This is a genomic window from Pseudomonadota bacterium (genome assembly GCA_030860485.1).
Lineage (GTDB): Bacteria > Pseudomonadota > Gammaproteobacteria > JACCXJ01 > JACCXJ01 > JACCXJ01.
The window spans coordinates 1-8,640 of the sequence record JALZID010000252.1; the positions used below are offsets into that span (position 1 = coordinate 1).

General features: G+C 65.2%; 8 protein-coding genes and 1 pseudogene. 7 read left to right on the forward strand and 2 right to left on the reverse strand.

What is annotated here, in order from left to right; translation table 11 throughout:
- The first annotated feature begins 1,201 nt into the window (after positions 1 to 1,201).
- Positions 1,202 to 1,522: a DUF4143 domain-containing protein gene (locus tag M3461_15550; protein MDQ3775655.1), complete on the forward strand. Its 321-nt coding sequence runs from the start codon at positions 1,202 to 1,204 to the stop codon at positions 1,520 to 1,522.
- A 154-nt stretch (positions 1,523 to 1,676) separates the two neighbouring features.
- Here M3461_15550 and M3461_15555 read toward each other — a convergent pair whose 3' ends face one another.
- Complete coding sequence (locus M3461_15555; GenBank protein ID MDQ3775656.1) at positions 1,677 to 3,371, reverse strand: serine/threonine protein kinase; 1,695 nt, start codon at positions 3,369 to 3,371, stop codon at positions 1,677 to 1,679.
- Between the two features lie 221 nt (positions 3,372 to 3,592).
- On the opposite strand from M3461_15555, the gene M3461_15560 reads away from it, so the two are divergent.
- The 5 genes and pseudogenes from M3461_15560 to M3461_15580 all read left to right on the forward strand — a co-directional run bounded on the left by M3461_15560 (position 3,593) and on the right by M3461_15580 (position 6,360).
- Positions 3,593 to 3,706 carry a DUF547 domain-containing protein gene (locus tag M3461_15560; GenBank protein ID MDQ3775657.1) on the forward strand — a complete coding sequence of 38 codons (114 nt, stop codon included), beginning with the start codon at positions 3,593 to 3,595 and terminating at the stop codon, positions 3,704 to 3,706.
- 123 nt (positions 3,707 to 3,829) lie between these two features.
- Positions 3,830 to 3,853: pseudogene (locus M3461_15565) on the forward strand (hypothetical protein).
- Between the two features lie 26 nt (positions 3,854 to 3,879).
- Positions 3,880 to 4,164, forward strand: a complete 285-nt coding sequence (locus M3461_15570) for a hypothetical protein (GenBank protein ID MDQ3775658.1) — start codon at positions 3,880 to 3,882, stop codon at positions 4,162 to 4,164.
- 14 nt (positions 4,165 to 4,178) lie between these two features.
- On the forward strand, positions 4,179 to 5,183 hold the full coding sequence (gene arsS, locus M3461_15575; GenBank protein MDQ3775659.1) for an arsenosugar biosynthesis radical SAM protein ArsS: 1,005 nt from the start codon (positions 4,179 to 4,181) through the stop codon (positions 5,181 to 5,183).
- A 46-nt stretch (positions 5,184 to 5,229) separates the two neighbouring features.
- The gene (locus tag M3461_15580) at positions 5,230 to 6,360 is read left to right on the forward strand and encodes a methyltransferase domain-containing protein (protein MDQ3775660.1); all 1,131 of its coding nucleotides are present in this window, start codon (positions 5,230 to 5,232) and stop codon (positions 6,358 to 6,360) included.
- Positions 6,361 to 6,679: 319 nt separating this feature from the next.
- Here the strand turns inward: M3461_15580 and M3461_15585 are convergent, their stop codons facing one another.
- On the reverse strand, positions 6,680 to 7,177 hold the full coding sequence (locus tag M3461_15585; GenBank protein MDQ3775661.1) for a hypothetical protein: 498 nt from the start codon (positions 7,175 to 7,177) through the stop codon (positions 6,680 to 6,682).
- A gap of 362 nt (positions 7,178 to 7,539) precedes the next feature.
- On the opposite strand from M3461_15585, the gene M3461_15590 reads away from it, so the two are divergent.
- Positions 7,540 to 8,439 carry a hypothetical protein gene (locus M3461_15590; protein ID MDQ3775662.1) on the forward strand — a complete coding sequence of 300 codons (900 nt, stop codon included), beginning with the start codon at positions 7,540 to 7,542 and terminating at the stop codon, positions 8,437 to 8,439.
- Positions 8,440 to 8,640: the final 201 nt, after the last annotated feature.

An 8,640-nucleotide genomic window follows, 5' to 3' on the forward strand; every position in this document is an offset into this window, starting at 1 on the left:
TGAGAGGGCCTCCTTTGTGGGACGTATGATCTAGAGAAACCCATACCTACCACGGAGTGCCCTCTCTTCCAAGCATTTTCGCTCATAACCTATTGATCTGTTGTCGTTAAAAAAGATCTTCACCCAAATTCGATGGCAGCTTTCACTAGCGGCGAGGGAGGGGAGGAGTTTGAAGGCACCGATGAGGTGCCAAACATCGCACTCCAGGTGATTTGTCCAACTTCGCCGTCGATGAGTAGCGGCAGGCCGTTCGGATCAGGGAACCGGGCCGAAACAGCTTTACGGCTCTTTTCGCCGTTTCATTATCGAAGACCCCTGTTTCTTCAATCGGCCCGCAGCCTACTTCGTTGAGGCGATGCTGAATACTCTTGACAATATTGTTGTCCGGATCGCCCGCTTTGATTATGCGGCCTGGAAAACGCAGCGGAACGACCCTGCCGAGCGGGGTATTGACACGCGCAGTGGGTGGCATAACAGGCGCAGCCTGCGCATAGGCACAAGCTCAGAGCGAGCATCCCTGCTCCGCCCGGGACGCGCGTCCGGTACGGACAGGCGATACCTTGACGGGGGCGGCCGGTCTTTCTGGGGGCCTTGGGGAACTGTCGCATTTCTTATGAACGTGCCCGAGTATTCCTCCGCGAGAGGGCATGGCGCGGATATTCCGGAACATGATGATGCCAATCCAAGGTCGCATCTCCCACCCTACGGCCATGAATCCCGCTGAACCCTGCCACCCGGCAACGCCTGCGCCAACCCAGGCAGGTCGAATAGATCAGCCCCGTCCCCCTCGCGGGGTCACGCAGTCGGCCCTCCCAACTCGGCGCCTGGCCGCTGCGCGGGAGTGCCGCGCTTGGCGACCCGAGCTCGGTGGAACCATAAATAACATACGATATCCAGCCGGTTGATTCAGTGAAATAGTTCACTGAATGTCCCTTAGAGACCGGTTTATGCTTGAAGATTTGGTTTCGCTTCCGGCCTTCTCGTCCGACACCGCCGCCGCTCCACTTCCGGCAGATGCCCGCAGACAACACTCGCAACTGCCCTCGGGGGCTCCGCAGGCCAGTGTCGTGCCGGTTGGGCATGGGGTCGGCGTGATCGGCTACGGTGAAGTCCTCGCCGTGCACCGCCGGTCCACCGATGACCTCAGCGTTCGAGGACTTCCTGGGCTCGACGCCCGTTCCAGCGCGAGCCGGACTTTGACGTGACCAGCGTGAAATACGATTTTATCGGACTGCCGGCACGGGCAGAGGCGCAGGCCTCTGGGCTTGCACCTGCGGCGCCGGACCGGGTGATGTGGTTCGAGGGCTACGTGCGCACTTATCTCGAGCGCGACCTCCAGGCGCTCTCGTCGATCGCGGCGCTGCCGGACTTCCGGCGGCTCATGCGGGCGGCCTGTCTCCGGCTCGGTCAGCTCGTGAACCAGACGGAGCTCGGTCGGGACCTCGGGGTGGCGCAACCCACCGTGTATCGCTACCTGAACCTGCTAGAGAGCTCGTATCTGCTGGTGCGGCTGCGCGCCTAGCGGTGAACCGCACCAAGCAGCTCATGATCGCCTAACACGCCTCTCGCGTGGTGTCTCAGTGCGGCCCGTCGCCGTAGCGCGGCGAGATCATGCGGCGCAGCCAGTCGCCGACACCGGAGCGGGGGCGATCGTTGAAGGTGGTCTCCTGGCGCGCTCACCCGTAGCGTTTGGCGAACAGCGCCCGGCGGGCCAAGGTCACACGATGGGCCTCCGGCGAGATGCTGGCGGCACGGCTCAGCAAGCGCTGGGCGCTCACGAGGTCGTTGGCCTCGATCTCCTGGTAGACGAGGGCGAGGTACCGGTCCAGGATGGACTGGATCCCGTCTGCGGCCGCTCGGCTGCCGGGCTCTAGGGCCAAAACCTGGCGATACTTGTCGTAGGCGCTCTGCCCCTCCGGGATGGTGAGACGATGGGCCCCCAGGTCTTCCCGTGCGCCTTGCAAGAGTCCCTGGACGGTGTCGCGCGGATCCGGGGGAAGGTCCTCGGGCTGCGGTTTCGATGCCGGTTCGGTGCGACCCGCGAGCCCGTACACCTCGAAGGTGTCGCTCCAGCCGAGGTCGGATCCGCCCGCGGGGGGTGGACGCAGTGGGGTGGTCTCGGCGAGCGGCAGCGGCGTGGCAGCGGCTTTGGGCGGGGGCTGTCCCGTGTCCCGCTCCGGCCCCGCGAGCATCCCGGCAAGGCCGATGCAGAGGCCGATGAGGGCTGCGGCCTGTGCCCAGTGAGCGCGTAAAACGCCCACCACCGCATGCCGTCGACGGTCGGGACGCACGGTCCGCCTCTCGAGTCGTCGGGCCTCCCCCGCTCGACCAAAAACAGATGAATTATGGTGGCTCACGAGGGCACGCAGGGCCGGTGCAGTCGAGGGCTGTCCGGGCTCCGTGGGACTCTCATCGTTCGTTACCTGTGGTTTGTAGACCAAGGCCGGCGGGTCGTCCGCCCGCCAGCCCTCCGAACCGGTGTCGAAGGCCTTGCGCCAATCGGCGATCGACTGCGGGCGATCCTGGGACCTGAACTGCAAGGCCCAGTCGATGGCGTTGAGCAAGCCTTCGGAGTAGAGACCCGCGGCGCATTCGGAAGCCGGGCCGTGGGGATCTCTGCCCCCATGCACCACGGCCTCGGCGCGCGCGGTCGCCTGCGCCGGTATGGCGCCGGTCACGGCCCGGTAGAGGGTCGCTCCCAGGGCGTAGATGTCGGTCCAAGGCCCTTGTTTCTCGGGGCTCGAGCTGTATTGTTCGATGGGTGCAAATCCGGGCGAGACGAGGTTGGTCAAGGGATGCACTTCTGCGGGCGCGATCTGCCGCGCCGAGCCGAAGTCGAGGAGCATGGGGCTGCCGTTCTGGCGAATGAAGATGTTGCTCGGCTTGATGTCGCGATGGACAAACTGCTGGTCGTGCAGCGCCTCCAGGGCATCCAGGAGGGGGAACAGGAGGCGCAGGATCTCGTGTTCCGAGAGGGTGGCACGCCGCGACAGGATCGACTGCAGGTTCTCCCCCTCCTCATATTCCATGACGAGATAGGCGGTGTTGTTGGCCTCGAACAGGTCCACCAGCCGGACGATGTGGGGATGATCGAACCGGTACAGGTTCTCGGCCTCCGCGATGAACCGCCCGAGACCCGCGGCGTAGTCGTCGAAGAGCACATCCGAGAGGGGTTGGAGCCCCTGCTCTTCCCCGCGCCGGGCCACCTGCGGGGGAAGGTATTCCTTGATCGCGACGATGCGCCCGTCGTTCAGGTCTTCGGCGAGGTAGGTGGTCCCGAAGGTGCCCTGGCCCAGGACCTCCTGGATCCGATACCACAGAAGCTCGGCGCCCTGTGGCAGGGCGTCCCGGTACTGCCTAACGGCTGCCATCGCGGCTATGTAGGGGACGATGCGGCGAGCCAGAGTTCACTGCAGGGTGAATCATCTCGCATACCCGTTCTTTGGGATGGGCGTAGTGGGGGTCACAACCGTGCACCCGCCCTCCGTTGTTTCGCATGGGTTTACTAAAATAATAGCATGTTTCTACGGGTGATCAGCCGCCACGACGGGGCGCGAGCAAAGGGGCAGGGGGCATTAATTTCGGTCCTGAGGTGGATAGCCATGGGGCAGGCGCTGGACCCGAGACGCTATCGGAGCAGGAGGCCTATCGGATCAACCTGTACAACGCCCTGACCGTGGATCTGGTGCTCGTGCACTACCGGTGAAGAGCATCCGCGAAATCGGTGGCAGGTGGTTGTTCCGCGGGCCCTGGGACGATGCGATCGTGAAGGTGGCCGGGGGGGCGGGCGCTCTCGCTCAACGACATCGCGCACTGGGTCCTGCGGCCTATCTGGCGCGATCCGCGAATCCACTACGCGCTCAACTGTGCTAGCATCGGTTGTCCCAACCTGGCGGGGCGGGCCTACACGGGGATCACCTGGAGCGGCTGCTCGAGCAGGGCCCCCATGACTACGTCAACCATCCGCGCGGCGCCGTGTGGCAGGATGGCGAGCTTCGCGCCTCCAGACTGGTATCAGGAAGGAACTTCGATGGGACGGAGGCCGGGGTAGTGGGCCATCTCACTGCGCTATGCTCGGCCGGAGCTGGCCGAGCGCCTGCGCGGCTATGCGGGGCCGATCGACTATTCTACTATGACTACGGCTGGTCGCTGAACGAGCCCTGAGCGAGGTACGGGACATGGCGCCCAATGTGATCAACTCAAGGGGGATCAACTTAAGGGGGATCAACTCAAGGGCGACCCGTCAGCGACAGACGACCTTCCCCGCGATTCGCCGCAGGGGCCTATCGACGTTACAGGTCAACCTCGGTTATCGCTGCAACCAGGCCTGCGTCCACTGCCATGTGAACGCCGGCCCCAAGCGCACCGAGGAGATGGACCGGGGGGTCATCGACGAGGTCGTCGCCTTCCTGTCGGCGTCCGGGGTCAAGACCCTGGACATCACCGGGGGCGCGCCCGAGCTGAACCCGCATTTCCGCGATCTGGTGCGTGCGGCATGCGGGCTTGGGGTACATGTCATCGACCGCTGTAATCTCACTATCCTCGAAGAGCCGGGCCAGGATGGGCTGGCCGAGTTCCTGGCGGGAGCGGGGGTCGAGGTCACGGCCTCGCTGCCCTGCTATCTCGAGGACAATGTCGATGCCCAGCGCGGCAAGGGGGTATTCGCCGCGAGCCTGCGGGGACTCAAGCGCCTCAACGCGCTGGGTTACGGTCAAGCCGGGACGGGGCTCACCCTGAACCTCGTCTACAACCCGCAGGGCCCCCATCTGCCCCCGCCGCAGGCCGCGCTCGAGGCCGACTACCGCGAACGACTGGCCCGCGAGCACGGCATCGTCTTCAACGCCCTCTATGCCGTCGCCAACATGCCCATCGAGCGCTTCGCGCGCACCCTCTGTGCGCGCGGCGAATACCAGGGCTATATGGCGCTGCTGCGGGCGGCGCACCGGGATGAGAACCTGGAGACCGTCATGTGCCGCACGCTCCTGAGCGTGGATTGGCGGGGCCATGTGTATGATTGCGACTTCAATCAGATGTTGGGGATCCCGCTCCCGACCCGCAGCCGCCCCGCCCGGCTTCGCGACCTCATCGGTCGCGGGCTTGCGGGCCGGCCGATCGCGGTCGCGGGGCACTGCTACGGCTGTACCGCCGGCCAGGGCAGCAGTTGCGGGGGCGCTTTACAGTAAGCGGGCGTCTATTAATTAATCTGTGGAGGATGTGATTAGGATGGCGATGAACGTCGAAGTAGAGGTCTTGAACCGTTACTCGGAGGGCGCAAAGGCGAAACAGGCGGCGCTGTGCTGCCCGATGAGCTACGACCCCGCGCTCCTCGCTCTCCTGCCCGAGGAGATCATCGAGCGCGATTACGGTTGCGGCGACCCGACACCCTACATGCGGCCGGGCGACGTCGTCCTCGACCTCGGCAGCGGCGCCGGCAAGGTGTGCTATCTGGCGGCCCAGATCGTGGGGCCCGAGGGTCGGGTCATCGGGATCGACATGAACGACGACATGCTGGCCCTGGCGCGCAAGTACCAGGGCGTGATGGCGATGAAGCTCGGCGGTGACCGGGTGCGCTTCTGCAAGGCGCGCATCCAGGACCTCGCGCTCGACCTCGAAAAGCTGGCCGAGCATCTGCACCGGCATCCGGTCCGATCGCTCGACGATCTGGTCGCGCTAAGGGAGCTCGAGAGGCGCGAGCGGCGCGAGCACCCCTTGGTGCCTGATGGCTCCGTGGATCTCGTGGTCTCGAACTGCGTGTTGAACCTCGTGCCCGATGCGGACAAACCCGCGCTCATCGCCGAGGTCCATCGGGTCCTCAAACCGGGCGGGCGGGTCGCCATCTCCGACATCGTGAGCGACGAGCCGGTCCCCGAACGGCTCAAGGCGGACCCGCTGCTCTGGACCGGCTGCCTGTCGGGGGCCTTCCAGGAGGAGGGCTTCCTGAAGGCCTTTCTGGATGCGGGCTTCCTGGCGGTCCGCTACGCCGAGTGGGGCAAAGAGCCGTGGCAGGTGGTCGAAGGCATCGAATTCCGCTCGGTGGTCCTGAGCGCGGTCAAGGGCGCGGGTACGCCCTGCCTCGATGTAGGCCAGGCGGTCATCTACCGCGGGCCTTACGCCTCGGTGAGCGACGACGAGGGGCACGTCTATGCGCGCGGGGCGCGAATCGCCGTGTGCGAACGGAGCTTCAGGTTCCTGACCGAGGGGGCCTATCGAGACGACTTCATCGGCATCACCCCGATGACGCCCGGCGACCCCGTGCCCTGGTGCGCGCCCGCGGGTACGAGGCGGCCGGCCGCCGACACCAAAGGGGCGCTCGTAACTTCGGTCAACGGAACCGGCGGCTGTGGGACGGGGTGTTGTTAGCTAGCCCGCATTTCTCACCACTGCTCGTCGCGAGGCCGGGCCGCACGGACTGAAAGACGGCGAAGGCGTAGCTGACACTACGTCGAGCCGGCGTCGAAGCCCTTATCGAACGCCGGGGTCGCCGGGTCGTCCATGTCGACAGCCGCTGCCTTGAGAATCCCGTAGATCTGGTCTGGGTCGTCGCCGGACCCCCACCCCGGCTCTTGTCCGCAAACAGCACCGACAGGGGAGGGAGGTTCCCGCTCTCCCTGCATAGTGCGGGAGGGAGTTTCCGGTTTCTCTCTTTGCGATAGCGGGGGGAGGGTCAGGGCGGGGCTCGTCACCTGGGCCTCCTGGTAATGAGCCGGATGTTGATTGGCGTGTTGCTGACGATGGCCCCGCTGATATTCCTCACCTGCACCCTGCCCTTGAGTCTCTTCACGTTTCCCTGCCTGATGGTCTTTCTGCCGTTCCTACTGAGGCGGAGCTTGAAGGTGTCGGTGCGACCCGGCGGGACGTTGACCACGGCGGCGGCGAACGTGATCCGGAGGCGCGCCTTGGCCGACGCTCCGGGGTCACGGCCGAGCCTGACGGCACTGGCACGCACGGTGAGATTGACCTGGCTGGTGCATGAGGTACTCGGGTCCTGGCAGGTCAGCCGAACCCCGCAAGTCCTGGCCTGACAAGTGGAAACCGGCCGGGGCCCGGGCGGTGGGATTGCCGGCGGTGGTGGCGGTGGTGCTGCGACCGCAGCGAGCGCCGCGTCGGCCTGGATCAACCCGAAACCGGTGCCGAAGTCGAATCCGGTGTCGAAGCCGGCGGTCGCCGGATCGTCCATGTCGACGGCCGTGCCTTTCAGAACGGAATAGATACCGTCAGGGCCGAATGATGGGTTTCGGTGCGTAATCAAGGCCGCGACCCCGGCGGCATGCGGGGCGGAGGCAGAGGTCCCGAAGAAGTTCGGGAAGCCGGTCGCGTCCGGGTCACTGCCGCCAAAAAACGTGGTGTCGGCTCCATCCGGCGCCGTGATGGCCGGCTGCGCGCGGACCTCGGGTGTGGCGAGCCGGTTCCCGGCGGTATCGAAGAAAATGGGGGTGCCTCCGGCCGAAGAGGACGTCTCGATGAGCGGCGGGCTCTGCCCGAACGCGGGCGTATCCCGGTAATCGGCCGCGCCACGCCGAGGCCCCCGCGTGCGACACTGTGGCCGAAGGAGGTGCTGCTGCGTGTGTCGAACTGATCGATCGTGATGGAGCCGCTCCCGACGTTCACCGTTTTCATCAACCCTGGGTCCGGACCGGAGAACTGCAGGATGATCATCCCAAAGGTGGTAGCGGGACCGGCGTTACGAAGCTGAAAAACTCGAAGGGATCGCCCCCGACGTTGACAGTCAGCGCTGCCGGCGAGACCCAGGTTACAAGCCGCGTCGGTGAGAATGATGTCCAGGTCGCTCTGCGATCCCGGGGGCCCGCTGATCGAGAAGAAGGGTTCATCCCATTGGAAGATTTGGCGCAACGTCCCGCCCACCGGAATGGTGATCTGCTGGCAGGTATCAACCCCGAGACCTGGATCGAAGTCGTGCAACTCCTCAGGCCCTTCGCCAAGATCTCTGAACTGCCCGCTACCGCGGAAGGGGGACTCATAGGACTGGCGACCATCGTTCCCGGCCGCGCTGAAGTAGCTGATCCCGCGCGCCTTTACCAGGTCGCCCGCCTGGGCGATGATGCCGTCCTGGAACATCGGCTCGGCGAAATAGATGATGTCGTCGGTGATCACCTTGGCCCCGGCGTTGGCGAGATCGATGATGCCTTGGGCGAAATTGGCTTGCCCGCCAAGGGCGGTGTGGACGGCGATCGCCGCCCCGGGGCGACATCATGGACGATCTCGGCCATCGCCCGCGCCTCATCGATGGCGTCCGGACCGCAGGGTGGTTCTTCGAGTACGACGATCCCGGCCGGCAGATCGCCGCTCGCGACCCCCGCCGCCGCACCCCCTAGACAGTTGAAGCTGTCGGAGAGGGCTCCCACCGTGACGCCGGTGCCGTCGACACCAAAGGTGCTGCGGGCGTGTCCGCCCGCATCCCGACATCGCCCTGGCTCGTGACGCTGCCGACCAGGGTCATGGCATAGGCCGGGCGGGCGAAATTCAGCGAGGCCAGGTTTTCGAGGGCCGGGCTCGCTAGTGGAGTGTCCCTTAAATAACTTGACAGATTCTCTGGCAATTGCTATGCTTACGGTCATGCCGAACACGAGGCTGTCGATCGAGTTGAAACGGCTGAACGGACGCAGCTCGAAAAGTGGGAGT

Bases quoted from the DNA above. Each gene is read 5' to 3' on its own strand.
- M3461_15555 (MDQ3775656.1), bottom strand. From the start codon at position 3,371: ATGGCAGCCGTTAGGCAGTACCGGGACGCCCTGCCACAGGGCGCCGAG.
- arsS (MDQ3775659.1), top strand. From the start codon at position 4,179: ATGGCGCCCAATGTGATCAACTCAAGGGGGATCAACTTAAGGGGGATC.
- M3461_15580 (MDQ3775660.1), top strand. From the start codon at position 5,230: ATGAACGTCGAAGTAGAGGTCTTGAACCGTTACTCGGAGGGCGCAAAG.
- M3461_15585 (MDQ3775661.1), bottom strand. From the start codon at position 7,177: ATGGACGATCCGGCGACCGCCGGCTTCGACACCGGATTCGACTTCGGC.